The sequence below is a fragment of the Rhodopirellula sp. SH410 genome, from assembly GCF_055811895.1.
Genome location: NZ_CM147949.1, coordinates 1,432,397 through 1,457,926, shown reverse-complemented (window position 1 = coordinate 1,457,926; position 25,530 = coordinate 1,432,397). Strand labels below are relative to the sequence as shown.

Here is a 25,530-nt window from a genome sequence, read left to right as displayed (position 1 = left end):
CCTGCAACTAAATGCTGTCGTCACTGTGTGGCCTTGAAACGTCACCGTCGTCACAACGAGTGTGCCACACAGTGATTTGCCCGCTGACTCATGACCCGCACGATGGCAGTGCACAGTTCATCGAGCAGCCTGTCGGGGAGGTTCAGTGGCGGGGTAACGTAGACACAGTCACCAAAGGGCCGCAGCCAGACACCGGCATCGACAAACCGCTGGCGGAGATCATCGACATCAGCGAGTGATTCGACTTGGATCACGCCGATGGCGCCGCGGCAACGAACGTCGACCACGCCGGGCAGGTTTCGAGTGGGGGCCAAGCCGAGATGCAACTTGGCCTCCATTTGCTGTGCCTGCTCCACACGCGGTTCACGCTCAAATAAATCGAGCGATGCGTTCGCGGCGGCGCAGGCCAGCGGATTGGCCATGAATGTGGGGCCATGCATGAGTGCATCGGCGGTTTGGTCAGACCAGAACGCCTCGAATACTTTGCTGCGTGCCACACTGACCGCCATCGTCATCGTGCCCGCAGTGAGGGCTTTGCCTAAACAGATGATGTCGGGAACGACGTCGCACGCGTCAATCGCGAACATGGTCCCGGTGCGTCCAAATCCCGTGGCGATTTCGTCGGCAATCATCAGCACATCGTGCTCGTCGCAGAGTCGACGAATGCGGGCGACGGTGGTTGCATCGTGAAACCGCATCCCCCCAGCACCCTGCACGAGCGGCTCAATGAAGACCGCGGCGATCTCCTCGCGATGCTGCGACAGTAACTCGTGGCATGCATTCTCGCTGGCGTCGTCGACGGGCAATGGGCAGTGGAACTGCGAGAGGATCGCGTTTCCATAATCCGCGTGCATACTGCGATCGGGGTCGCACAATGACATCGCGCCGGTGGTGTCGCCATGATAGGCGTGCGTGAACGACAGGAACCGTTGTCGCTGGGCCCGGCCGCGCCGTCGCCAATATCCGACGGCCATCTTGATGGCGACTTCGACTGCCACCGAGCCACTGTCGGCGAAGAAAACGTGATTCAAATCCGCTGGCAACATCGCCGCCAGTCGCGCCGCCAACCGTTCCGCTGGCTCGTGCGTGATCCCACCGAACATCACGTGCGGCATCGTCGCGAGTTGCTGAGAAACCGATTCGACGACATGCCGGTGGCCATATCCGTGACATGCCGACCACCACGACGCCATCGCATCGATCAGCCGGCGGCCGTCCGCTGTGAGGAGTTCAAAGTCTTCCGCAGAGACAATTTCCAGCGGCTGCGGGGCGGTTTTCATTTGGCAATACGGCCGCCATATCGTTTGCTGTTTTCCGAACGACATCACGCTGGCTGCATCCGCTTGATCTTGACCACCACACCTTTGAACGCCGGCGTTCTGCTGTGTGGGTCCGCATACCGAGGCACTAACACGTTGCTCTCGGGGTAGTACATCAACGCGTTGCCAGGCCGGATGTCTTCGTAGCCACGAGCGAGGATGGAATCCATGTGTCCGGTTTCGTTTTCAACGCGAACGCGCTCGTCATGCTTGAGTCCGAGGCGTTCCAGGTCATCGGGATGCATCAGGATAATGTCGCGGCGGTCTTGATTGCGGTACAAATCTTCCTCTTCATAAACGACCGTGTTGAACTGTCCTTCGCTGCGGACGGTCATCAATCGCAGTTCGCCCTCGGCGGTGCCTTTGAGCGGTGGCAATGCGTGGCAGTGCATGACGGCACGACCGTCCTCGGTACCAAAGGTCGGCTCGTGAAAAATCCGCCCACCGATGTGAAACTCTTTCTTCGATGTACCGATCGCTTGGATCTCTTCGTAACCGGGGATCACGTCGCCGATCCACTGCCGGATCGTCTCGGTGTGTTGCATTTGATCCCAGTCGATCCCTTGGTCGTCGCCGAGCAGTCGTTTGCCCAGTGTCGAGATCACATCCACTTCGCTACGCGGCCCAGGCAATCGGCGTGGGCCACCGTCGCTGAGCCGGACAAAGTTAAACATCGACTCCTGTGTTGTCGATTCGGGCTCCTCGTCGCGCGGCAGGACAGGCAGGATGATCGTTTCCTTCGCCAGCCCGTGGACATGGCCCGTGTTCATGGTCGTGCTCAGCATCACGTTCAGGTCGAGATTCGACAGGGCTCGAGCGGCAAACGTGGCGTCCGGATTGGATCCAAACAAATTACCGCCCAAACAGAGAGCCGCTTTGACGCCGCCCTCGGCAGCGGCTTCCATGCACCCCAGCGTATCGAGCCCAGGGGTGAGCGGCAGTTTGACGTGGTATTTCGATTGCAGGGCGTCAAAGATCTGTTGCTTGAGCTTGGGGGTGACGCCCACGCTGCCGATCCCCTGCACATTGGAATGACCGCGGATCGGCATCAATCCGGCTCCAGGACGTCCGACCATGCCGCGGCACATCGCCAGGTTGGCAATCGCTTGCACGTTGTCGACACCGTGGGCATGGTGCGTGATGCCCATCGTCCAAGCGAACACGGTTCGTTCACTGGCGGCGTACATTTCGGCGATCGTCTCGATTTCAGCTCGCTGGACACCCGATTTGCCTTCGATCTCGTCCCAACCCAAGGAGTCGACACACTCGAGAAAGGCTTCATCGTCCCGGCAGTGTTTCTTTAGAAAGTCGAGTTTGATCTGATCTCCGCTGCGGAGCGCCTTGGCGATCCCATACAGCAGCGCCAAATCGCCACCGATGTGCGGCATCGTGTAATGCGAGGCAATCTTCGTGCCGGTGAGCATCGAGAGCGGCGACGAGGGGATGCGAAATTTGACCAACCCTGTCTCCCGGACAGGATTGATCACGATGACTCTGCCACCATGCCCCCGCACATGCATCAGGCTGGTCATCAAACGAGGATGATTGCTGGCGGGGTTGCCGCCGATCAAGAACACCAGATCCGCTTTCTCGAGATCTTTCAGATCGATCGTCGCCGTGCCACTGCCGACGCTGGTCTGCAGCCCCACGCCGCTGGCCTGGTGGCAGTAAAAGCTGCAGTTATTGACGTTATTGGTGCCGTACAAACGGGCGATCAGTTGCAGCAGGAACCCCGCCTCGTTGCTGCTCCGACCGCTGAAGTACCAGAACGTTTCATCGGGCGAGAGCGACGAGAGCTTTGCAGCGATGCTCGTGAAGGCCTCTTCCCAGGTGATGGTTTCGTAATGTGAGGTGCCGGCGCGGTACCGCACCGGATGGAGTAGCCGGCCGAGATACTCGAGCTGGCGAGGAGTCAGCTTCTGCAGCTCTTCGAGAGAGTTCTTCTTCCAGAATGTCGGGTCGATCCCGGGCTGCATGTCCGACGCCATCGCCTGCATGCTTTTCTTGCAGACCTCCGGAAACGAGCCAGCCTCGTTGACCATGCCACCCTGCTGGCCGCCCATGCCCAGAGCACAGGTTTTACAGGTATTGCGGGAGCGCATCGCCTTGAAAAACTTCCAATAGCCGCCCGCTTCTCGCGCTTTCTTGAAGGAATAGAGGATGGCCCGGTAACCACCGCCACTGCGAACTCTCATAACTGCGCATGCCCGAATGAATTCGATGAATCGTGATCTTCAGAGTGTAACCGATCCATGTCAGAATCGCAGAACAGGCAGTTCGACTTTCGCCGTTTTCGGACTCAGCCTGTTGGAGCCCAACGTTTCGGGGACCTGAATCGTCCTCCACGCCAAATCGCACTGCCGCAGCAACCTCGGGCCGATTGCTCGCGTCTCTGCCGGACAGGTTCAATGCACCCGCAAAAAATCGGTGCACAAATTTACTTGACCCCCGAATGACCATCACTCAAACTCAAAAAAGGCCCCACCAGTGATACGCCCGTCACACCGGCGACAGGCACCTGGCGATACCCCACCAACCTTCTATCAACGCCGATGACTTCTCCATACCCGACGCGAGCGTCCAGGGTTGCATCTGGCACCCTGATCGCGTTTGGTTCAACTTGGCTCGCTCTGATTTCTGTTACGTCCTTGTTTTGGCATCTGCGTCCTCTCGTCGCTCCCGGAAACCCAGCCCCCGATCTGTCCACCACTATCTTCGATATTACCGCGGTCACATTGCTAGTAGCGCAAATCGGCGCCGCGGCGCGCAGTTGGAATGCTCCAATTCCTGCCTGGGGCTTGGCCGCCACCACGATCATGTGCCTGCTGACCGCCATAACAAATGCGGCGTTGGTCTACTCGATACCCTGTGTCACCGCGTTACTAATCTTGCTGTACACTGGGTACGGTAAAGCTCAGCCATCACCCACCTCGCAATCGCAGAGCGATGGATAACCGTTCCGTGCACCGAATCAGCGAAGTCGACGTTCCTCAAGTAAAAAACTCATATTCGCCGCTCGGTTACGGGTCCCGCGATTTGCAGAAGCCATGACATTCCGCCGTGACGTCAAATGTGACTCCTGCGGACAGAGGGAGACGATACAAACAACGCTGATCTATCGGTATGCGTTACCCGGCAACCAACTACTTCCAGGGTGTGCAATCCCAACGTGGTGCTTCGATTGCAATGGAATCCGTGATAGCGAACAGTTGCCCGCCGTGGAACGGCTCGCCGAGCTGCTGACTGAACTCGAAACGAACGGCATTGATGAGCGAGAACTCAAGGACAAAGCATCTTTCTTGCGAATCAAGATTGATTCACAGCGGGAGTACGAGAACGAACTCGCAAGGCGTCGCGGTATACTCCAGTGGCGTTCGGAACGTCGGTCACCACCGCGTTGCCTGGTTTGTGGTGGCACGAACCATTCTCCAATACAATGGGCGGTTAGCGGTTGCGAACACCCAGGCTGTCATGGAACGTTTGCGACGCTACGGGAATACCACAGCATGCAAGCAATCTACTGGGAGGTAGATGCTGAGGGCAACCGTTTACTCGAACAAAGCCAATAACCATGGTTCACGACGGAGCGGCGGTGGCTCGCTTTTTCGTTTGCGTGCAAGTCAAAGGCCGCCGCCCGCAAACCCCTGCCGTTGGACGGAAGTCCTCGTTGTCGGTTTCCCTTATACCTCCCAATCGATACTACAATACCATGAAACGTTTCAAAGTTCCGCTGATCGCAACAGCAATTGTCTTCGTGGTCATGCTCGTCGCGGGCATCGGATCAATTGCTCTGATCTACAACTCGAGTGGATCGAGTCGCAAGAAGGCCGAGCGTGCAAGCATGGCTGGAGCCAGCGTTGCGACGCTTGGCTGTATCGTGATAGCTCCATTTTGGTTTTATACCGCTGCGAAAATCGGGCAGGAACGTCGACGCAATAAAACCTAGGGTCGTTTCAAGCAATTACGATGTCTAAAAATCCCGGGTGCGGTGCGATCACTCTCGAGATTCAAAAAACGGGCCCGTTTTTTCGAAACCGAAAACGTCCAGCCAATGCAACTGAGCGGCGAAGTCGGGCGTTTCAAAGTGGATGATCAACCGTCACCCCCGGCTGATCGACGCCGCGAAACTAAATCGAATTGCGTCGGTGCAGTGCATGGATTTAGTTCGTTTGAGTGACTGCCGGTGCCCCTATGGGTGAGCGTGTTGCCCCCGCTGATGTGATTGATGACACCAAAGCGTCGATGGGACGCCAACGGTGCTGCCAGTCCCTGCCGAACATTCCTTCGGCAGAGACGCTTCTTTGAAAACAGACTGGATACTGGAGCGATGCCTTCAAAAAACCCTCCACTGCACTCCCTCGCACCCTTCCGTCGGATAAGCCAAATTTTTTCACGCTGACGCAACGGTGGTCGCATCGTGGTGCCGAGAGAAGCGGAAGCAAGCACTGCGGGGGGGGGGAGCAACCTGCCGAGGAACATCTCGGTCGGGGTGAGCCGAAAGGTGCCTTCGGCTGGCGGCGGATGCGTCCGCCGTCAGCGTTTATCCTGGGACGGCATCGCTCATTTCGGACACCACCGCCATGCCTCTAAGAAGGTTCGGTGAATCACATCCAGATGAACCATTCGGGGCGTTTCTGGAACGCCGCACAAGGTTTAGAATCAGCACCACTCCGACCCTTATTTCACCTCGATGATGGGATCCCCATGCTACGTTTTTTTTTGCTGTGCCAACTATTGACCGGACTGGCGTTGAGTACGAATTGCTTCGCCGATGAATCGGCTCCGATGCCGCTGATTCTTGCACATCGTGGAGGCGCGTATGAGTTCGAAGAAAACACCATGGAGGGTTTCGAGGCGTGCTACGAGCGCGGGATCCGTGGATTCGAAACGGACATCCGGATGACCAAGGATGGCGTGTTGGTCGTGTTGCACGACGATAGTCTGGACAGGACTCATCGTGCCAGTGGCGCCGTCGAAGAGATGACCGCGAATCAACTGAAGGACGTGCGAACGAAGAAGGGCCAAGCCTTCTTGTTGCTGGAGGATTTCCTCAAATACTTCCAAGACAAACCAGGCGTGTACATTGAACTGGAGATGAAGACCAGCAATAAGGAACTGTATCCCGACGCTCGAATTGCCCCGTATTGCGACAGACTGTATGCGATGGCCCAAAAGTACAAGCCAGCGGATTCAGACTATCTATTCACATCATTCGACGAACGGCCACTGGTAGAAATGCGCAAGCTCGATGCCGATTGGCCGATCGCGATCATCGCCAGCAAACCGCTGTCAATGGAGTTCATCGAGCGCGCGGAACGTTTGCACGCGACGCACATCGCCTGCAAAATCTCCGGGACGTCGCGTGAGTTGGTGCAGAAGGCTCAGGAACTCGGTTACAAAGTCAACGGCTGGCCTGGCCATAAAGTGCAGGATTACTACCTGGCCATCGGGTTGGGGCTGGACGTGGCCTGCACGGACATCCCTACAGCTATCCAGCAGGCGAAAGAGAATCTACCCGCGGACAGTAAATGAAGGGACGTGCCCATCGTCGTTTCAACATCCTTGTGCCCCATCCGTTTCTGCCCCCGCTCAAATGTCCAACGATGATTTGAGTGCGTGGGTGCTGGAGCATCCATTGAATTTGCCGGCGGAAATGGAATCGAACTTTGCCGTTCTTCTCGGAACCGAGTGGCAGTCCTCCAGGCTGCGGGATTTTCCAGGCATGCGAACATGCGCGGTTGCTTCCATTGGCTACATGGTCGTCTATCATTTGCTCAGATTGGGGCAGGTGGTTTAGAATGCGGCGATAGCGTCATCTTGCTCAGTCGTCCCGACCACTTCACTTCGCCAGGAAGTGGTCTCTCTTCGCGTCGTGATCGAGATCAGCTACCATGAACTTCCCTGAGCCATCGAAGGAGTGTTCCGCATTCGTTTCACCTCCGTACCCGTGCCACAATCAAAGCCATTTCGGATCAGGATAGAGAATCATGAAGGTCAGTATTGTTGGAAGTGGATTTGTTGGCTCGACGGCTGCCTATTCGCTGGTCATGCAGGGGATCGGTCGTGAGATTGTGCTTGTCGATCACAATTCGTCTCGCGCGATCGCGGAGGCGGCCGACATCTCGCACGCGGTTCCGTTTGCAAATCCATTGACCATACGAGCGGGTGACTATGCCGACGTGAAGGATAGCTTGGTCGTCATCATTTCTGCGGGGGTCGGCCAAAAATCTGGCGAGACTCGGCTGGAACTTCTGCAGCGTAACGCAGATGTCTTTCGCGATTGCATTCCAAAAGTGATCGAGCACGCCCCCGACGCCATCCTGCTGGTCGCATCCAATCCAGTCGACATCATGACGCACATTGCTGGCGAGATCGCAGCGGCATGTGGCGTGCCGGCTCAACGCGTGATCGGGTCGGGAACCACGCTGGATACGGCGAGGTTTCGCTCATTGCTCGGCGAGCATTTCGGCGTCGACCCCCGCCATGTTCATTCACATGTGATTGGCGAGCACGGAGATTCGGAAGTGCTCACTTGGTCCTTGGCAACGATCGCTGGGCTATCGCTCGAAGAGTTTAGTGAGGTCCGCGGGATCGAGTTGGATTCCGCTGTCCGAAAAGAGATTGATACGCGGGTTCGTCGGGCCGCCTATCAAATAATCGAAGGCAAAGGGGCGACGTACTATGGAATCGGCTGTGCATTGGCTCGAATTGTTGACGTCATTCTTCACGACCAGCGTTCCATTCTGACAATCTGTTCGCGAATCGAAAATGTTGCTGGCGTTGCGGACGTCACAATTTCCATGCCGCATTTGTTTGGCGGTGAGGGTGTGATGGCCTCCCTCCCGCTGGTTCTCGACCAATCCGAGCAGGCATCGTTGAAGGCCAGCGCCATGATCATCCGAGACGCGATTGATTCAATTTCGCTGACGGTTTAGTCCGCACAATGGTGCGGCTTGCGCATCCTGTGCGCACACGGCAACCCTGCTGCCGCGTTCGGTGAAAATATTTTGACGGATCGAGCCGATGTCTGGACATCAATTTGCCAATGAATCAAACGAGCCGCCCGAGAATTTGGTCACGCCTTCTCGTTGGGACGCAAGTCCTTGCGTCTGCTGCGATGGTCCTTTCGACGCGTCCGTCGCCAACGTTCGCCATTGGCTTGTCCATCGCCGTGGTTGGCATCGGGTTGGGCGGGTGGGCGATTGCTGTCATGGGGGTTCGCCGCGTTTCGGTAATGCCTGAGTTACACTCCAACGCTCAATTGATAACGACCGGTCCCTATCGGTTTGTGCGGCATCCGATGTACACCGCGCTGCTCCTGTTCGCTGGCGGACTCGCGTTGAGTCCATTGGCAACGTGGAAGGCAATCGTATGGTTTGTCCTGCTGGCCGTCCTGCTTTCCAAAACGGTGATCGAAGAACGACAGTTGCACGACCGCTTCCCCGATTACGAAAACTACGCGAGACAGACGAAGCGGCTCATACCGTTTTTGATTTAGCAATGAAACCTCGAACCATCAACAACGCCTGTTGGGATCGAGTGACCTCGCATTCTTTCGTGATCTTCGTGAGGCGTTTTGCCTGATCACATCGCGCCGTAGATCAACAGTGCTAGGATCACCAAGAGTGTGCACCAGGTGGCGATCGCGATCTGGGTCGATTTCTTGGCTCGTTCGGCTTCCCACCAGGTTCTTGGTTGTAGGCCTTGGGCGGTGAACGTCAGCACGCCGGCTAAGTTGACGCAGATCACATTCGTGGCGACTAATAGGAGAGCCCCCTTCGCGGCACCGTATTCTCCAGATGCCACGAGTAGTCCGAAGACAGCGAAGGGTGGCAACAATGCGACTGCCACCATGACGCCGATCAGAGCAGCGGGGGCGCCGCTGGTAAACGCGAGTACTCCGGCGCACCCGGATGCCAACGCAAGCAGAATGTCTCCCCCGGATACCTGCGTGCGGGCTCCGATGGATTCGATATTGGGATCAATGACGAAGAGGAATCCAACGATTAGCGATACACCGAACGCGACCGACAAGCCGATCGCATTTGTTCTCAGAGACGACATTGCGAGTTTCCAGTCTCCCAATGTTGTGGCCAAGCAGAGCGACATATTGGGGCCCAACAGCGGTGCGATGACCATGGCTCCGATGATCACCACGTTATCGTTTCGCAGCAGCCCAATGGCAGCTACGACCGTCGCGATCACGACTTGAGCGAGGTAGACTCGCGTCACCTCCGCTCCCTGTGCGACATCGTCGTAGATCTCTTCGCGGCTGATTCGCTCGGCGGACTTCGCCGCTGGTTCTGAGCTTTCGACGTCTACTTCGCTGGGTCGTGGAATCGTTGCTTCGACGTTCAACAGAATAAGGCGAAAACCGTCCACGCTAGAAAACCGCTCTTCTAAGTCATCGAGCAACGTCTCGGAGTCCACTGCGTTGAGCAGCATCCGTACCATCGATTGCTTGTCATCGAGTTTTTCATCCCAGCGTTGGATGACCTTGTCGACGCTCGGCAGATCGCCCACAAATGCGGTTGAGTCACTCGGAATGACCATCTCAAGAAGCCGAAGAGCCATTCGCAGTACCAGTGATGTTGTGAGATGTTGAGTGACCGATGCGATGTGATGCAGGTGCATCGCCATCCCAAAGCCGTGTTGCCGCCCGCTGCGATTACGCCACGGATCCACGGATTAAGGAACGAGCGGAAAATTACTGTCTGATCTGGTGGCCGAACGCTCCGCGGTCGACCATTCCGACCGCGGAGCGTTCGGCCACTTATTTTCCGCTCGTTCCTAAACTTACCTTTCACCCCAGCAGCTATGTTGTCCAGGGCGAAGTTTGCTCTGACGATTGCAGTCTCCTGCAATGGGTTCCGTTTACTTCGCAAGCATCACGGTGGTTCCTTCGGTCAGTCCGACTTGCTCGACGTGGGCGGTTACCAAGACTCCGGTTTTCTGGTCCTCGAACAGAATGTGAACATGAGTTGAAGTCGCTGGGTGCGTGAGGTTTCCGACGGCGTTCTTCGCGTAGACGCCAATGAGTTTTCCGCGAACCTGCGATAGGGTGCTCTCAAAAGGTCGCTCGCTGGGGGGCAGCTCAGTGTTTTGTATCCGCGCGTGAATGGGACAGGCTCCATGAATCACATGCAACCTGACATCGCTAAACGTCCCGTCAACGCTGAACAGGAATGGTTTGTCAATGTTGATGCCTGCCGCCGAAGCTGTATCGGCAATGAATTGGTCGAAATCTTTGGGAGCAATGCTTTGGGCCGTCTTGTGACTGGTCCATGCTGGAACGTAGGCACCCACGAGCATCGTCGCTTGCAGGCCGTCCTGATTGGCGATCGGCTTCATCAGGCCATCGGAACCAACGCCGGTGATCGTAACCTTTCCGTCGTCAATGGTCACTTCGCCTTCGAGTCCCTGGAGTGCCGCCACTCCATAGAAATGAGGCCGCTCGACCAAATCGCTCAGTCGAACGCGGCCCTGGTCTTGCTGCATCCCGATCGCCTCGTGCATTTTCCCGTACTGAACGATAGCGCCGTCGAGTGGTTGCTCCGCTCGGGACTCGGCCCCCAAGCTATTCAAAAACGCCATTGAGAAAATCGAGATAATTAAGAGAGGGGCGTTGCTTTGCATGATCGGTTCTTTCCTGTTGGTGTGGATGACCCTTTTGAGGAAAGCAACTCGCGTGCCCATTGACTTCGGTCTCGTGATTCTCAATGTGCGAGAGTCCGTTCCATGCTGCTGCTGCGCGGATTCGCATACTTGGCGAGTCTCATGTGCACACATCAGAGACGTGGCAAGCAGTCGGTGTTAGGGCATCAAAAATAATAAGTGACGGTTTTACCGTAGTGGATCTTGTTAAAGATCCTGTTCTGGAGGGATCTTTAACAAGATCCACTACGCCAGTGATTGATCCCGCGTTGCTTAAGAACGAGCGGAAGAGAAGTGGCCGAACGCTCTGCGGCCGGAACGGTCTGGGCAATCGGTTGTGTGCCACTCAATTCCATGAAGAACCTAACCTTGACTTCACGCATCCTGTTCCACACCCCGTTCTGTCCCAGCTTTGATAAGGAGAATATTTCAGCCTACTTTTCTTGTGGCAAAAACTCGTCCAACGCTTCCATCAGCGGCACCATATACATCAGCGCCGGGCCGCCGTGCATGATCACGGCCATGAATCCCGCCGACACGATCTCGTCACGATTTGCGCCACTCTTGATCGCGTTCTTAACGTGTACTGCAATGCACCATTCGCATTGGCCAGCGACGGATATCCCGATATTGATTAATTCTTTTTCGCGACAGGTGAGCGCTGGCCCAGCTTCCGTTTTCTTAACGAAGGACAGGAAGGCCCCGGTCTCTGTCGGATACTCCTCCATCAGCCGTTTCGTAAGCGCGGTGACATCGTTGAGTTTATCGTTCATTTTGCCCATTGGTCATTCCCTTCGTCCTATGCATTGAAGTGGTTGCTTGGCGACAGCCCACTCGTGGCGTGAATGTTCGTATCGAACGCGAATAAGGATGCCAGGAACAATAAGTGACGGGTTTACCGTAGTGGATCTTGTTAAAGATCCTGTTCTGGATGGATCTTTAACAAGATCCACTACGCCAGTTATTGATCCCGCGTTGCTAAGCATCCCATCGGCAGGCCTATGATTTGCTTGCGAACTGAACGATCTGCTGCGTGCTGATCGCTCCGGATTGTCGTGCAATCTCTTTCCCACCTTTGAATAGAATCATCGTTGGGATGCCACTAATCTGGAACTGAGACGATGTCACGGGCGCGGCTTCGGTATCCACCTTGGCGAGGATCACTTTGGCAGCGAGAATCCCCGCGGCTTCTGCGAACGCCGGAGCCATCATGCGACAAGGACCGCACCACGACGCCCAGAAATCCACCAGTACCGGCAGCTCCGTTTTCGCAATGAACTTTGCGAAGGTGCTTTCATCCAAGTCAACGGGATGGGGCGGCAAGAGAGGCTGTTTGCACTTTCCGCAGACCGGACCATCATGCAGCTTCGACGCGGGCACGCGATTCACGGTGGAACAGTGGGGACATACGATATTCATACTGTAACGATTCCTATTGTGTCGTTTCTTGCAGGGTGAGTCATCCCGAAATTCGGTCTTCCATTTCTCCGATTCTAACTGTTGTCTTCAAGACGGCGTCGGGATTGAGGGAAATGCTGTCGATGCCTTGTGCGACGAGGAATTCAGCAAACTCGGGATAGTCGCTTGGCCCTTGGCCGCAGATACCGATTTTTCGCCCCATTTTTTTGGCGGATTGAATTGCCGACCGGATGGTCGCCATGACCGCCGGATCGCGTTCATTGAAGATATGAGCCACGATTTCGGAATCTCGATCAACACCCAACGTCAATTGAGTCAAGTCGTTCGAGCCAATCGAAAATCCGTCAAAGATTTCCGCGAACGCTTCGGCTTGAATCACATTGCTGGGGATTTCGCACATGACATAGATCTCGAGTCCGTTCTCGCCTCGTGCGAGTCCATTTTGGGCCATCACTTCCTGAACTCGCTTCCCTTCTTCGACCGTGCGGCAGAATGGAATCATCAATTTGACATTCGTCAGTCCCATTTCGTCCCGCACTCTCTTCATCGCTCGACACTCCAACCGAAAGGCGTCGCGATATCGCTCGTCGTAGTAGCGTGACGCTCCGCGGAATCCGAGCATCGGGTTTTCTTCGGTCGGCTCGAACTGGCGGCCGCCAATAAGATTGGCGTATTCATTTGTCTTAAAGTCGCTCATCCGAACGGTCACGTCCTTCGGAAAGAAGGCGGCTGCGATCATGCCCACGCCTTCGGCCAGCCGATCGACAAAATACTGTGGCTTGTCGGTATACCCGGCTGTCAGTTGTTCGATCTCAGTACGCGCCGCTGGATCGGTGAGTTGGTCCAATTTCAGGAGCGCCAGCGGATGCACTTTGATGTGGTTGTTGATGATGAATTCCATCCGAACCAAGCCGACGCCATCGTTGGGGATGAAGGACTGGGAGAACGCCTCATCGGGATTGGCGAGAATCATCATGACTTTTGTCTTGGGACGCTTCAGGTCGTCTAGCTTGGTTTCTTCCACCTCAAAGGGAAGCAGTCCCTCGTAGACAACGCCGGTGTCACCTTCTGCACAGGAGACGGTGACCTCTTGACCATCGTGAAGCAACTCGGTTCCTCGAAGTGTTCCGACGATCGCGGGCAGCCCCAGTTCGCGACTGACAATCGCGGCGTGACAGGTTCGACCACCGCGGTTGGTTACGATCCCCGCAGCCCGTTTCATGATCGGTTCCCAATCGGGATCCGTCTTCTCAGTAACAAGTACTTCTCCCTCTTGGAATTCGCCCAGGCGACTGGCGTCGGCAATCACTCGGACCCGCCCATGACCGATGCGTGAGCCAACGGCGCCGCCGGTGACGATGGGTTTGCTGGTCCCGTTGAGATGATATGTTTCGAGCACATTCATGGACCGTTGCGACTGAACGGTTTCTGGCCGAGCCTGGACGATGAACAGCTCCCCGGTGTTTCCGTCTTTAGCCCATTCCATGTCCATGGGACACGGATGGCCTTTTTTCGCACTGTAGTGATCCTCGATTTGGCATGCCCAACGAGCCAAGGTGAGAATGTCATCGTCGCTGACGGCGAATCGTGTGCGTTCTTCAGGGGGAACGGGAACGTTCTTTGTAAGCTTGCTGCCGCCGATGTCGTAGACCATCTTGATTTCTTTGGTACCGATCGACTTCTTCAAGATTGGCCGGTAGCCACTTCGCAAGGTGGGCTTGAAGACGTAGTACTCGTCGGGGTTCACCGCACCCTGTACCACGTTCTCACCAAGTCCGTAGGCGGCATTGATGAGCACTGCATCACGAAAACCGCTTTCGGTGTCCAGCGAGAACATCACGCCGGACGTACCGAGGTCAGAGCGAACCATCACCTGAACCCCGACCGACAAAGCGATCTGGTTGTGATCGAATCCCTTGTCCACGCGATATGAGATTGCACGATCGGTAAACAACGACGCAAAGCAACGCCGACAGGCATCCAATAACCCCGATTCGCCCCGGACATTCAAATAGGTTTCTTGCTGTCCGGCAAAGCTCGCATCGGGCAGGTCCTCCGCTGTTGCGCTGCTGCGAACGGCCACGTCGATGGGCTCGCCGCGACCTTCGCTGAGGCGGCGATATGCTTCACAAATCGCGTCTTTGAAGTCGGTGGGGAACTCGGTACTCAAAATCAACCGACGGACGGCGCGGCCGCGTTGGCGCAGGTTCTCCATATTCCCCGAGTCCAGGTCTGCGAGAACCTGGGCAATCTTGTCATCCAACCCAGCCTGCTGGAGAAAAGTCCGATACGCCGCTGCGGTGGTTGCAAATCCATTGGGAATTCGCACGCCATCCGGAGTCAGTTCACGGTACATTTCGCCCAACGATGCGTTCTTACCGCCAACGCTTGGAACATCGTCAATCCCGATTTGGTCGAACCAGCGGACAAGATCAACAGCGGACATGGGAGTCTCCAAGCGATACGTGAATTGAGTTGTTGCGCTACGATCAAGGCAAAGACTGTGCCACTGCTCCACACACCAACGCAGGCATCGGTGTGCGGAATGGGCACTCGTGTGCCCGCAGAATGGAAGATTCCAGCGTGGTTGTTGCCCAACTCAGGCGTTTTGCAATGCCCAGGCGTTCTCTGGTTTGCAGCGCAACCTCTCTGCAAGGCTGCCCGTTTCACAAATCGGAGCAGCCAGTGTGTCATAGTCGCACACTTGTGCGGCGTGACAGGGAACGGTCGCAACGGTTGTAACGGTCGTTAGGAGCCGAATGTTCTATATTTACCGGTGCTGCCGCAGATGACGATGAGAGGGAAAGTCGTGTCTTTCGCGACGAATTGCGTTGTTTCAATGTCAACGTTTATCGAGAACTTTTCGCGATCTGGCATCTAATCACATGCGTCCATTTCAACAAAAATCATTTTTTGCGATTCTGTTTGTCCTTTTGTGTTTTGTCGGGTGTGCCGGTTCAGGAGTGCGCCGAACCGCTCGCAATACTGCGCAACCGAGTCCCGATCCGGGGTCAGCGGAAGTTGGCGGCAACGCATCTGACGCCCTGTCTGAGTCAAACATCGAGCTGGCTAGCTTCAACGACAGTGAAAGCAAGCTGGATGAGAGTCTGGGCGATTTTTTAGTGGAGGAGCATGTCCAGGAAGTTGGTCAGGCCGAATCGGACACCCTCCCAGACATTGCCAGCGTGATGCCCTTGATCGCGGGGGAAGGCGGCGAGTCGATCCAAGACGCTTGGGCGATTGCCATCGCGGTCAACGAGAAACTGCAATCAAAGCGAGACGTCACGGGGGCTGCCGTTTATACTCACGAAGCCGCCAAGTCAGCTCGTTTGCCATCACTGCGAACGTTCAACGCCTACACTGCGTTGGATAAAACGCCAGGCATCTCGGTGAGCCTCCCCGGGTTTGCTGCGGTGCCCTTTGGCTCATTGCCCATTGGAGAGAAAGATTTCTTCGCATCGGCAACGCTGGCATCCGTTCCGCTGTACACCAGCGGAAGAATCTCCAGTGCGATCGACGCATCGGCAGCGAACGTCAACGCAACCAAGTTTGACCAGCGTTCGGGTGTCCATGATCTCAAAATGGAGGTTGCCGAAGCGTACGTCCAAGTGCTGAAAACAAAGAAACTGGTTGAAGTCGCTCGATTGAGTGTGGAGACACTGGAAAAGCACTTGGTTGACGTCGAGGATTTGTTTGGCGAAGACGTCGTCTCCCGGGCCGATGTGCTGGCGGTAGAGACGGCGCTCTCCGAATCGCAAGACAATTTCTTGGAGGCGACCAATGGACTGGATCTCGCCAGTGCAGCCTACAATCGGCTGGTGGGGCGACCATTGGACCAACCGGTGATACTGGCGGAGCTGATGACTGCGGGGCAGCCTGTTTACTCAGGTCCTGAGGAGTTGACGGCGATGGCCATGGCACAGCGCAGCGAGCTCAAGGCGATCGCTTGCAAGTCCAACGCGCTTCGCCATCAAGCCAATCAGGAATTGGCGGCAAAAGGTCCTCAGATCGGGGCGCTCGGTGGGTTCCACTACCTCGAGAACAGCTTCCTCACCCATCAAGACCTGTGGTCGGTCGGGATCGCTGGGGAATGGACCATGTTTGATGGCGGCATGGCCAAGAACAAGGCTGCGGCATTCAAGCAACAATCTTCTGCCCTGGCCCGCTTGCAGCGTGACCTAAGTAGTCGCATCGCATTGCAAGTGCGGCAAGCTTGGCTGAGCCTGCAGAACGCGAAGAAACGGATGGAAGTCGCTGAAACGTCGGTCCAGCAAGGCGAGGAAAACCTGCGAGTCGCGTTGGATCGTTACCGCGAGGAAGTCGGCACGAACACCGAGGTGCTCGATGCCCAAACGTTGCTGGCGAGTCGTCGCAGCAGTTTCTACGCGGCCAGTTATGACGCCGCTCTCGCCCGTATTATGCTGGATCGAGCAACGGGAACGATCTAGGACAGGGGCGAGGACGGAGCGGCCGATCGTCGTTTCCGTCCGCCATTTCCCGCTCGCCGCCCAGCCTGCGTCACCGGGAAAATGTGTGGACTGGCACAGGCATTGCTCCCGAGCAGGACCAGCCGCGAATGTATTCAGGGTCAACGAGGTGGGTTGCTCACTTCACTGAGGGTGATCGTGGCTGATTCAAGCAACCGGAACGCGTCACGATGGCGAAATTCATCAAGCATATTTTCACGATCCTCATACTGGCGGGTGTTGCTGCGGGCGGGTACTTCGCGTGGGACCGGTGGGGACGCGTCGAGTCGTTACCGGAAGGTTTGATTCAGGCCAACGGACGGATCGAGGGGGATCATGTCACCATCGCCAGCAAGTTTGCTGGCAAGATCAACGAACTGCTCGTCCGCGAGGGCGACAGTGTCCAGCCAGGACAGGTGCTCGCTCGCTTGGACTCCGAACAAGTCAAAGCGAAGGTGCACCAAGCCGAGCAGGCAGTGGCGGCTGCCCACGCTCAGCACCATGCCGCAGAAGCCGCATTGGATCTACTCCAGCGAGAAGTCCCGCTGATGGTGGAGACCGCCGAGGCATCCGTGGAGCACGCGTTAGCGGTCCTCGCCAAAGCCAAAGCTGCCGAGGAACAGTCCGCTCGGGATGCCGAGCGTTTTGCCAAACTCGCTGAGCACGGAACCGTCGACAAGCGAAAGAGCGAGGAGGCCGAACTCGGGTGGACGGTCGCGAAAAACGATGTTCGCGTGGCTGAGACCGCAGTAACGCAAGCGGAAAAGCAACTGGCCCAGGCCAATCTTGGCGAACAGCGTATCCGTGCCAAAACCGCACAGGTTGCCGCGGCTGCCGCACAGGTCGCCGGCGCGGAAGCGGCGCAAGATGAAGCCCAGAGCGTGTTGGATGACTTGACCATCAGGGCTCCCTCTGCGGGAGTCATCACGACGCGCGTCGTCGATGCGGGCGAAGTTGTCGCCGCAGGTTCCCCTCTGTTCGACGTCGTCAATCTCGACCGGCTGTACTTAAAGGTCTACGTTCCCGAAATAGAGATCGGACGCCTCCGACTCGATCTTCCGGCACGCATTTACACCGATGCGTTTCCTGACAAACCGTTTCCAGCCCAGGTTCGCTATATCTCTTCCCGCGCCGAGTTCACGCCCAAGGAAGTGCAGACTCCCGATGAACGCGTCAAGCTCGTCTACGCCATCAAGCTCTATCTCGATCAGAACATCGATCATCAACTCTCCCCCGGCTTGCCCGCTGACGCAGTCATCCGTTGGAAGAAAGAGGCACCATGGGCGAAACCGCAATGGTAGGTTCACAGACAGCTGATGATTTGGCTGACATTGCCCCAACAAGTCACACCGAGATCGACTCACCAGAAGACGAGCCGATCGTCCGCGTCAAAGATTTTCATAAATCCTATGGCCGGCAGGTCGCCGTCAACGGCATCGACCTGGAGATCCGGCGGGGTGAAATCTACGGACTGATCGGTCCCGACGGTGCTGGCAAAAGCAGCCTAATGAAAGCGGTCGCTGGCGTGCTGACCTACGACAGTGGTTCGGTCGATGTATTTGGTGTTCGAGTGGATTCAGAACGCTCCGCCGAAACGATCAAGGACCGGATCGGGTTGATGCCGCAGGGGCTTGGTTTGAATCTCTATGCCGATTTGTCGATCGAGGAAAATGTTGACTTCTTTGGCCAGATTCGACTGGTTCCCCAGGACGTTCTTCGGCAGCGAAAACAACGGCTGCTGGAGATGACGCGGCTCGACAAGTTTCGCGATCGACCGATGAAGAACTTGTCTGGCGGGATGAAGCAAAAGTTGGGGTTGGTGTGTTGCCTGATTCACCATCCCAAACTCGTGATCTTAGATGAACCCACCACTGGGGTGGATCCGGTGTCTCGGCGCGACTTCTGGAGCATCCTGGCCAAACTGTTGCGTGAGGAGCAGATCACGGCATTGGTCTCGACCGCATACATGGATGAAGCCACTCGCTTTCATCATGCGGCCCTGATGTTCGATGGTAAGTGCTTGGCCCGCGGCGAACCCGACGAAATCGCTGCCTTGGTGCCCGGCCGAGTTGTGCGGACGAAAGCGGAGCCTCAAGCCAAAGCGTTAGCGAGTTTGAAGACCGCGTTTCCTCAATCCGAAGCTGTGGGACCGTGGCTACGTGTTTTTGTGGATGATGCCGACGACAAGCAAGCATCCGCTGCTGTGGTTGCTCAAATCAGCGACTGCCAACCCAGTGAAATGCATGTCGCTCAACCGGACCTGGAAGATGTCTTCATTGCCCTGTTGCGCCGCCGCGGGCTGACGGATGAAGATAATGGCGCGTCGCTCACGCAATTAGCTCCCGCAACCTCGCCAAAGCCGGAGGGGCTTGCGATGGAAGCACACGACCTCGTTCGACAATTCGGCAAGTTTCGCGCGGTTGATGGAGTCAGTTTCCGCGTCGAACAAGGTGAGATTTTCGGTTTATTGGGAGCCAACGGGGCTGGGAAAACGACGGTCATCAAGATGCTCACCGGGCTGATACCGCCCACCTCGGGTACGGGCAGGGTCGCGGGAGCCGACATGCGCCGGGCAAGTCAATCCATTAAAGAGCGTATCGGCTACATGTCGCAATCGTTTTCGCTATATCAGGATCTGACCGTTGTCGAAAACATTCGATTGTACGCGGGCATCTATGGTCTTTCGCGTCGCGAAGCTCGCCGGCGCACCGACTGGATCATCGAGATGGCTGGCCTGGCGGGTCGTGAAAATGCTCTGTCGGGAAGTCTCCCGATGGGCGTTCGTCAACGCCTGGCAATCGGCTGCGCACTGGTTCACCGCCCACAAGTTCTCTTTTTGGACGAACCTACCTCAGGTGTTGACCCCATTGGTCGACGACGATTGTGGGACATCATTTTTGAATTGTCACGCAATGAAGGTGTCGCGATCCTGGTCACGACCCACTACATGAGTGAAGCTGAACATTGCGATCACATCGCGATGATGTATGCCGGTCGTGTGTTTGCAGACGCATCGCCAACAGAGCTGAAAGCCAATTTGCGTCAGGACTCCGGCCAGTTGCTCGAAGTCAGCACGGATAACCCGCTCGCGGCGTTGGACATCATGGAGTCTTCGGGGTTCGATGGGGTTTCGTTGTTTGGAAAACGGATTCACCTGCTAGCACCGAATCTGGTGGAAGCCGAAAAACGTGTCCGCGAGACTCTCGATCGGAAACAGATCCAAGTCCTGTCCGTTTCCGAGCAGCCGATCACCATGGAAGACGTATTCGTCAATCGGGTTCTCGCCCTGGAAAAAATAGACGCTGAGAAAACAGATGTTGTGAAGTCCGACGAGGCGAAAGAATGAATCTCAAGCGTGTTGCCGCAACGGCATCGAAAGAATGGCGAGAGATCGTTCGCGATCGTCTATTTTTGGCGCTGACATTTCTCGTTCCGACGTCACTCATGCTGGTGGTCGGATACGGGTTGTCACTGGATGTGGAAGACATCCCGCTGGCGATCGTTGACCGAGATGGATCGAACCTTAGCCGAGAGTATTCGCATCGGTTTATCGATTCGCGCTACTTTGACTTCAAGGGCTATGCCTTGGACCGCCACGCATTGCCTCCATTGTTGGAGGATAACAAGATTCGCGCCGCAATCGTGATCCCTGAGAACTTTCAAAAAGAGCTTCTTGCGGGCCGTCCGGTGGTGGTGCAAACGCTGATCGACGGGACATTTCCATTCCGTGCGCAAACGATCAAAGGCTACGTATTGGCAATGAATACGGCGTTCACCAGCGAGATGCTGGCGATGTACGTCTCCAAGAAGCGGGGGATCTCTCTCGGCGAGGCAGCCAGACGCCTGCAGCCGGTCAAATTCCAAACTCGGTATTTATACAACCAAAGTATGCGGAGCAGTTGGGCTCTCGCGCCGCGTTTGATCATGGTCATTCTGATGATGACACCACCGTTCTACACCGCCCTGGGGATTGTCCGTGAGAAAGAACGTGGCTCGATCTACAACATCTATTCATCGACGGTCAGTCGACTGGAGTTTCTCGTCGGGAAACTAATTCCGTACGTCGGAATCTCGGCCGCCAACGCGGTGATCCTCTTCTTGCTGGCGACTCAATTGTTTGGTGCGCCCTTCAAAGGCAGCCTGCTGTTCTTCATTCCGGCGACGTTGCTCTACATCATCTGCACCACAGGGCTCGGCTTGGTGGTATCGGTCTTGGTGCGGACCCAAGTGGCGGCGATGGTGGTGACGTTCATCGTGACGGTGATCCCTTCGATCCTCTACTCAGGCGTCGTCGTGCCCATCGAATCGCTCGGCGAGACCGCGCAAATGACCGCCCACGCACTGCCGGCGATGTATTACACGAACATTATCGTGGGTGCATTCATGAAAGGGGTGGGGCTACGAGAACTCTGGCCCGACGTTCTTGTCCTGACAGTCTATGCGGCCGCATTGATGATGATTGGATACAGCATGTTTCATAAACGGCCGAGCACATGAGTACGCCCCCATCCACGATCGAGCACGCCGGACATCCCGGCTCCACAGACGCGCATTCTACGCAGGCGGAAGCACGGTCGGCTCCATGGCGAACGAACGCCCTGCGAGGCTTCGTCGTGTGGTGGAATCGGATGCGCGTGATGACGACGAAGGAGTATTTGCAACTCTATCGCGATCGTATTTTAATTGCGTTCATGATTTACGCGTTCACATTGGAAGTCTATCTCGCGGGGTCAGGCGTCAGCATGCAACTCCAGGACGCGGGAATGAGGGTCCACGATTCTGATCATAGTTTTGCATCGCGAGAATTGATTCACCGATTCCGCCCGCCCCAATTTCGAATTGATGGCGAAGTGTTCAACGAAAGCGAAAGCATCGAACTTCTCGACCGTGGCGAGGCAATGATGGTGCTGGATATTCCGCCGCAGTTTCAGGAAACCTTGCTCAGCGGCCAAACCGCGATGTTGCAAATGCAAATCGACACCTCCAATCCCGTCCTCGGGTTTCTTGCCTCCAGCTACGGTCAACAAATCGTTGGCCAGTATGGTCTCGAAACAGCAATGGAACGTGAAGGCATGAATATCAACGGGCTCGCCGCGCCGATCATTCATGAAGAGCATCGTGTTTGGTACAACGCCAATCAGAATGATGCCTGGTTCATGTCGCTGGTCGAAATGCTGAATGTGATCACCATGTTTGCGATTTTGCTTCCCGCATCTGCCATGGCTCGCGAGAAGGAACGTGGCACGGTCGAGCAACTGTTGGTGTCGCCGTTGTCAACGTTTCAGATGATGTTCCCGAAGGTACTTGCGATGACGTCGGTGATTCTGGTGGGAACCTTTCTCACGATCCATCTGATCTTGCAACCGTTCTTTGGCGTCCCCTTTCGCGGCAGTCTGACTCTCTTCATGGCCGTGACGGCGATTTACGTTTTCACGACGGCGGGGATTGGAATGCTGCTCGCAACGATCGCCCGGAATCTTGCTCAGGTAGGCATGCTGACGGCGTTGATCTTTGTCCCGATGGTGTTTTTGTCGGGTGCATGGACACCTCCCGAGAACATGCCGCCGTTTTTGCGAGCGGTCAGTTCCGTCGCTCCATTGCATCACTACATCGACGCCAGCCTGGGCATCATGCTCAAAGGCTCAGGCATCTCGCTCCTGTGGGACTCCATCCTGGCGATTGCCGTATTTGGATTGGTCATCTACGGGCTCAGCATGGGATATTTCCGCAGGCAATTTGGTTGATTCGCGGTTTTACCAAGCCAGTGCCGCTCGAGTGCCAGGGTTCCGCGTTGGCACTCGATGCGCAGCATCACGATACCCTCGCCGCCAGCGAAGCGATTACACCGCGAACGGGTTCGACGGTCGCCTCGGCATGATGGCACCGACGGTATCAAATTTGCTTTGTATCTTTCTCCATGAACGATCCATTCAATGCGAGCGAGTCTATGCAGTCATCAATCAACGACGAACTAACCGATTGGTTCGATAGTTTTCAAGAAGTCGTGGACCGGTATGGCAAAACCGAATCAACACGTTTGCTGAGTGCCCTGCGCGATCAAGCACAGCGTCTGGGCGTGCCAGTCGAGTCATCGCTGCACACGCCTTATGTCAACTCGATTGCGCCCTCCCAGCAACGCGAGTACCCTGGCGATGGGGAAATCGAGCACCGCTTGCGTGGTCTCATTCGATGGAACGCCATGGCGTTGGTCGTGCGCGCGAATCGGCACACCCCCGGCATCGGAGGGCACATTTCGACATATGCCTCCGCCGCTACTCTTTTCGAAGTCGGCTTTCACCATTTTTTTCATGCCCGCAGCGACGATCATCCTGGCGATTTCGTTTACCTCCAAGGACACGCTTCGCCAGGCGTCTACGCCCGCGCCTTTCTCGAGGGGCGTCTCAGCGAACAACAGCTCGAGCGATTTCGCCGCGAATCACCACGGGAAACCGGCTTGCCCTCGTACCCGCACCCTTGGTTGATGCCCGACTTCTGGCAGTTCCCGACCGTCTCGATGGGTTTGGCGCCGATGATGGCGGTCTATCAAGCGAGATTTCTGCGCTACCTGCAGGCTCGCGACGTCGTCGATACATCCAAGTCGCATGTCTGGGCGATGCTTGGCGACGGGGAAATGGACGAACCCGAATCCGTCGGTGGGTTGTTGCTGGCCGCCCGTGAAAAACTCGATAACTTGACTTTTGTTGTCAATTGCAACCTGCAACGACTCGATGGCCCGGTGCGTGGAAATGGCAAAGTGCTCCAGGACCTCGAAGGAATCTTTGCGGGTGCGGGTTGGAACGTTATCAAAGTGGTGTGGGGGAGTGAGTGGGATGAACTGTTGGCTGCCGATCAATCAGGACAACTTATCGAGCGAATGAATGAGACCGTCGATGGTGAATACCAAATGTACGCTCATGAATCGGGGAGCTACCTCCGGGAGCACTTCTTCGGCAAATCACCGACGTTGCAAAAGCTTGTCGAGCATCTATCCGACGAACAGCTTCACCGGCTCAGTCGTGGTGGCCATGACCCTCGCAAAGTGTTTGCAGCGTACGATGCTGCGGTGAATTTTCAGGGCGCGCCGACCGTCGTGTTGGCCAGTACTGTCAAAGGCTATGGCATGGGTACCGCCGGCGAAGCTCTCAACACAGCACATGCAAAAAAGAGCATGACGACGGAGCAATTGCTGGCCTTTCGCACGCGATTCAACGTGCCGATCAGTGACGAGCACGTCGCCGAGATTCCCTTTTACAAGCCGCCCCAGAACAGTCGTGAAATCCAGTATCTGCAGGATCGCCGGCGTGAACTGGGAGGCTACTTGCCCGCGCGAGCGACCCAGTCTCCGACCCTGCCCATCCCGCCGCTGGAATCCTTTGCCTCATTGCTGGAAGGGTCTGGCGATCGCCCCGCGGCCACGACCATGGCTTTCGACAGGGTGCTCGAACGCTTGATGGGCAATGATTCGATCGGCGATCGGATCGTGCCGATCGTCCCCGATGAAGCACGCACGTTCGGACTCGAAGGAATGTTTTCTCGACATGGCCTCTACTCACCCGACGGCCAACTCTACGAAAGCGTCGATGCAGGCACACTGACACAATACAGCCAAACGATCGATGGACAGTTTTTGGACGAGGGCATTACCGAGGCGGGTTCGATCGCCTCTTTCATTGCCGCTGGTACCGCGTATTGTCATCTGCAAACGCCGATGATTCCGTTCTACGCTTTCTATTCGATGTTCGGTTTCCAGCGTGTCGGCGATTTCCTGTGGGCCGCCGCCGACGCTCAAGCCAAAGGGTTCTTGCTCGGCTGCACTGCCGGGCGAACCACGTTGATGGGGGAAGGATTGCAGCACGGTGACGGCCACAGTCCGCTGGTCGCCTCAACCATTCCAACGCTGCAAATCTATGACCCTGCGTACGCGTACGAAGTTGTTGTCATCATCCAAGAAGGCATGCGTCGGATGTACGAGCAGAACGAAAATATTTTCTACTATCTGACACTCTACAACGAGAGCTACCCGATGCCGCCCATGCCCGATGGAGTGCATGACGGAATCTTGCGAGGTATGTATGAAGTTCGAGGTGAGGATGCAGGCGGTGACCAGGGTTCGGCAAGGCCCCAGCTGTTTGGCAGTGGGGCGATTCTCAACGAAGCACTGCACGCGCAGCGATTGCTCGCCGAAGAGTTCCATGTACCCAGCGATGTCTGGAGTATTACCAGCTACAACCTGTTGCGCCGCCAGGCAATGGCGAGCGATCGCGAAAATCGACTGCGGTCGCCGGCGAAGCCCCGGCGCAACTTCATACAACAAAAACTCGCCGGCCGCCAAGGTCCCTACGTTGCCGCGACCGACTACATGGCAATCGTACCCGACCAAATTGCAGCTTGGATCCCGGGACGCTATGTCACTCTAGGCACCGATGGGTTCGGTCGCAGCGATACCAGGGAGGCGATGCGAGAGCACTTTGAAATCAACGCGAACCACATTGCCTATGCCGCACTCGCGGCGATGGCTGCGGACGAAACGTTCGACCGAAGCCGTTTGCCGGACGCGAGGAAGACGCTGAGTATTGACCCAGACAAACTGGACCCCGTCGGGCTCTAGGCGCCCGGGGACACAGGCCGACGGTTGTGTGCGAAGCGGGCAACCGAGTCGGTTGGAGACTCGG

The 25,530-nt window shown here is 56.3% G+C and carries 18 protein-coding genes; 11 read left to right on the top strand and 7 right to left on the bottom strand.

Annotated features, from left to right (window positions below):
* Positions 1-50: 50 nt before the first annotated feature.
* Both SH410x_RS05520 and SH410x_RS05515 read right to left on the bottom strand, forming a co-directional pair.
* Positions 51-1,325, bottom strand: a complete 1,275-nt coding sequence (locus tag SH410x_RS05520; RefSeq protein ID WP_473675366.1) for an adenosylmethionine--8-amino-7-oxononanoate transaminase — start codon at positions 1,323-1,325, stop codon at positions 51-53.
* Entirely contained in the window at positions 1,325-3,514 is a 2,190-nt protein-coding gene (locus SH410x_RS05515; RefSeq protein ID WP_473675364.1) for an FdhF/YdeP family oxidoreductase, read from the bottom strand. Before SH410x_RS05515 ends, SH410x_RS05520 begins: the two co-directional genes overlap by 1 nt.
* A gap of 852 nt (positions 3,515-4,366) precedes the next feature.
* On the opposite strand from SH410x_RS05515, the gene SH410x_RS05510 reads away from it, so the two are divergent.
* The 5 genes from SH410x_RS05510 (at position 4,367) to SH410x_RS05490 (ending at position 8,817) form a co-directional block, all read left to right on the top strand.
* The gene (locus SH410x_RS05510) at positions 4,367-4,888 is read left to right on the top strand and encodes a hypothetical protein (RefSeq protein WP_473675362.1); all 522 of its coding nucleotides are present in this window, start codon (positions 4,367-4,369) and stop codon (positions 4,886-4,888) included.
* 140 nt (positions 4,889-5,028) lie between these two features.
* Complete coding sequence (locus SH410x_RS05505) at positions 5,029-5,265, top strand: hypothetical protein (protein ID WP_473675360.1); 237 nt, start codon at positions 5,029-5,031, stop codon at positions 5,263-5,265.
* 758 nt (positions 5,266-6,023) lie between these two features.
* A complete protein-coding gene (locus SH410x_RS05500; protein WP_473675358.1) occupies positions 6,024-6,851 on the top strand; it encodes a glycerophosphodiester phosphodiesterase in 828 nt (275 codons plus the stop codon).
* A 455-nt stretch (positions 6,852-7,306) separates the two neighbouring features.
* Positions 7,307-8,254 (top strand): L-lactate dehydrogenase, encoded by a 948-nt coding sequence (locus SH410x_RS05495; RefSeq protein WP_473675356.1) that lies wholly within the window; start codon positions 7,307-7,309, stop codon positions 8,252-8,254.
* A gap of 110 nt (positions 8,255-8,364) precedes the next feature.
* Positions 8,365-8,817, top strand: a complete 453-nt coding sequence (locus SH410x_RS05490; RefSeq protein ID WP_473675354.1) for a methyltransferase family protein — start codon at positions 8,365-8,367, stop codon at positions 8,815-8,817.
* An 86-nt stretch (positions 8,818-8,903) separates the two neighbouring features.
* On the opposite strand, the gene SH410x_RS05485 is transcribed toward SH410x_RS05490, so the two are convergent.
* From SH410x_RS05485 to ppsA, 5 genes are all read right to left on the bottom strand, one after another.
* Complete coding sequence (locus SH410x_RS05485; protein ID WP_473675352.1) at positions 8,904-10,004, bottom strand: TIGR00341 family protein; 1,101 nt, start codon at positions 10,002-10,004, stop codon at positions 8,904-8,906.
* A gap of 189 nt (positions 10,005-10,193) precedes the next feature.
* Positions 10,194-10,955: an acetolactate decarboxylase gene (locus SH410x_RS05480; RefSeq protein ID WP_473675350.1), complete on the bottom strand. Its 762-nt coding sequence runs from the start codon at positions 10,953-10,955 to the stop codon at positions 10,194-10,196.
* A gap of 452 nt (positions 10,956-11,407) precedes the next feature.
* Positions 11,408-11,746, bottom strand: coding sequence for a carboxymuconolactone decarboxylase family protein (locus tag SH410x_RS05475; protein WP_473675348.1), 339 nt, complete (start codon positions 11,744-11,746; stop codon positions 11,408-11,410).
* A 226-nt stretch (positions 11,747-11,972) separates the two neighbouring features.
* Positions 11,973-12,392 (bottom strand): thioredoxin TrxC, encoded by a 420-nt coding sequence (gene trxC / locus SH410x_RS05470; protein WP_473675346.1) that lies wholly within the window; start codon positions 12,390-12,392, stop codon positions 11,973-11,975.
* 40 nt (positions 12,393-12,432) lie between these two features.
* Complete coding sequence (ppsA, locus tag SH410x_RS05465; protein ID WP_473675344.1) at positions 12,433-14,838, bottom strand: phosphoenolpyruvate synthase; 2,406 nt, start codon at positions 14,836-14,838, stop codon at positions 12,433-12,435.
* Positions 14,839-15,277: 439 nt separating this feature from the next.
* Here ppsA and SH410x_RS05460 point away from each other — a divergent pair, with 439 nt between their 5' ends.
* The 6 genes from SH410x_RS05460 to aceE all read left to right on the top strand — a co-directional run bounded on the left by SH410x_RS05460 (position 15,278) and on the right by aceE (position 25,466).
* Complete coding sequence (locus SH410x_RS05460; RefSeq protein WP_473675342.1) at positions 15,278-16,840, top strand: TolC family protein; 1,563 nt, start codon at positions 15,278-15,280, stop codon at positions 16,838-16,840.
* A gap of 209 nt (positions 16,841-17,049) precedes the next feature.
* The gene (locus tag SH410x_RS05455; RefSeq protein WP_473675341.1) at positions 17,050-18,159 is read left to right on the top strand and encodes an HlyD family secretion protein; all 1,110 of its coding nucleotides are present in this window, start codon (positions 17,050-17,052) and stop codon (positions 18,157-18,159) included.
* A complete protein-coding gene (locus SH410x_RS05450; protein ID WP_473675339.1) occupies positions 18,138-20,204 on the top strand; it encodes an ATP-binding cassette domain-containing protein in 2,067 nt (688 codons plus the stop codon). Before SH410x_RS05455 ends, SH410x_RS05450 begins: the two co-directional genes overlap by 22 nt.
* A complete protein-coding gene (locus tag SH410x_RS05445) occupies positions 20,201-21,355 on the top strand; it encodes an ABC transporter permease (protein WP_473675337.1) in 1,155 nt (384 codons plus the stop codon). Before SH410x_RS05450 ends, SH410x_RS05445 begins: the two co-directional genes overlap by 4 nt.
* Complete coding sequence (locus SH410x_RS05440) at positions 21,352-22,602, top strand: ABC transporter permease (protein WP_473675335.1); 1,251 nt, start codon at positions 21,352-21,354, stop codon at positions 22,600-22,602. The genes SH410x_RS05445 and SH410x_RS05440 overlap by 4 nt, the downstream gene beginning before the upstream one ends.
* Before the next feature lie 203 nt (positions 22,603-22,805).
* Positions 22,806-25,466, top strand: coding sequence for a pyruvate dehydrogenase (acetyl-transferring), homodimeric type (gene aceE, locus SH410x_RS05435; RefSeq protein ID WP_473675333.1), 2,661 nt, complete (start codon positions 22,806-22,808; stop codon positions 25,464-25,466).
* Positions 25,467-25,530 lie beyond the last annotated feature (64 nt).